The organism is Bacteroides sp. D22 (assembly GCF_000163675.1).
Classification (GTDB): Bacteria; Bacteroidota; Bacteroidia; order Bacteroidales; family Bacteroidaceae; genus Bacteroides; species Bacteroides xylanisolvens.
Window position 1 is genome coordinate 141,262 of sequence record NZ_GG774799.1, and the last position, 1,636, is coordinate 142,897.

At 37.9% G+C, this 1,636-nt stretch carries 1 protein-coding gene and 1 pseudogene; one reads left to right on the forward strand and one right to left on the reverse strand.

Going from position 1 to position 1,636, the window contains the following annotated elements:
* Positions 1-336: 336 nt before the first annotated feature.
* A pseudogene (locus HMPREF0106_RS0124385) lies at positions 337-520 on the reverse strand (lipocalin-like domain-containing protein); the annotation flags it as partial.
* Positions 521-1,171: 651 nt separating this feature from the next.
* On the opposite strand from HMPREF0106_RS0124385, the gene HMPREF0106_RS18730 reads away from it, so the two are divergent.
* Entirely contained in the window at positions 1,172-1,507 is a 336-nt protein-coding gene (locus HMPREF0106_RS18730; protein WP_410491991.1) for a hypothetical protein, read from the forward strand.
* Positions 1,508-1,636 lie beyond the last annotated feature (129 nt).

Sequence of the window (1,636 nt, forward strand, 5' to 3'; positions counted from 1 at the left end):
CTTACCTGATTCATAGATATAATATAGAAGACACCGCCCACATCGAAATACGGGCGGTGTTTCGCGTGAATACCCTGTTATAGTTTATAAGAGTGCGTACAAAATACAATGTTTCCTATCAATAGAAAATATTACATAGCCTGTCAATCCGTTTGCAAAAGTACATATTTCATAACGAGATAGGTTTTATTTTCTTTCTCGTCTATAACGAGGATACTGGACACGCATTTTTTCTTGCCAATAGGTCCGCCTTTAGGGAGGCGTTGGAAATCCCGGGAACTGACATTTACAGTTGTTACCATTCACACACATCTCCCTACAAATAAACCAAATTCATCACTTCTTCAGTTCGAAGCCCACCTTTAATCCCGTCATACGAGTCCGCGATGCTGTTGATCGTGGATGCCGTGGAATTGACTCTTGATGCTGTACTCGCGACGGTTTTCAGCACGGACATCAGTTTGTCCGCCTTGAAGACAAAGCTCATGCTCTCACCGGTGACGGTCACGTATGCCACGAGACAGTCTGCAATTTTACATCGTAAGCATAAAAACATTTTTTGAGAAATAAAATAAAAACAACTTTTTTGCACAAAAAAAATAAAAATATATTTACTTTTATTTGTGTCTATAAAAAATTACTCGTTACTTTGTAATCAATAATACCTATTGTGATTCAGAAGTATATAGCAGAAGCAAATTAATAGTAAAATTCTCTTTTTATACGCGTTTACCGTCGTGACGACAGGAATAGTAAAAAATAAATTTGCCTTATTTTTATCTAAGGCAGCTGAATATACTAGTTTGTGTTTGTTATAAGATATCTCGTCGTGATGATGAGATATCCTTTTTACCTGATAACTTTTTCACAATTAAACTTTACTAATATTATTTTATGAAGTCTCCATCTGTGACGGATCGAGGCTTTACCCCAAAAGAGTTTATAATGAATATCTTTCACTATTAAAATATAACTAGCCGATTTATCTTTAGCGATATTTAATTTTATTTGCTTGATATATCCTTTAGTGATTTCCCTTTGTTATTCATAAATCCTATAGGTTTATTCCGGGCAGAGAATCAATAAAGCATCCCTACCCGGTGTTGGTTATAAAATCTTTGCCAGTGCTTTTATCAACTCTTTTGTAGATTCGTTAGTAAGACATACAGAAATTGTTCCATCCTCTGCAACATCTTCCACTTTCACATTTTCGATCTCAAAAATCGGTTCATTGATATGCGCGGTGTACAACGGTATGCCTGCATTTCGTATCAAGGTGAACGGATGGTTGCACGCCGGCTACGTGACGGTCGCACTCAACGGCTCTGATTACTACGAGGTATGTCTGCTGCATGGAACCACCGCGGTATATGTTAATGAGGAGGTCTGTTTCGATGAACTGGGCGATGTCATCGACAGAGCCATCGAAAAAGGCACGGACGAAAACGAATACAAAAAGTTCTGCGAGCAACAGCGTGCTCTACTATTCGGTGGCAGACTTACCTGATTCATAGATATAATATAGAAGACACCGCCCACATCGAAATACGGGCGGTGTTTCGCGTGAATACCCTGTTATAGTTTATAAGAGTGCGTACAAAATACAATGTTTCCTATCAATAGAAAATATTACATA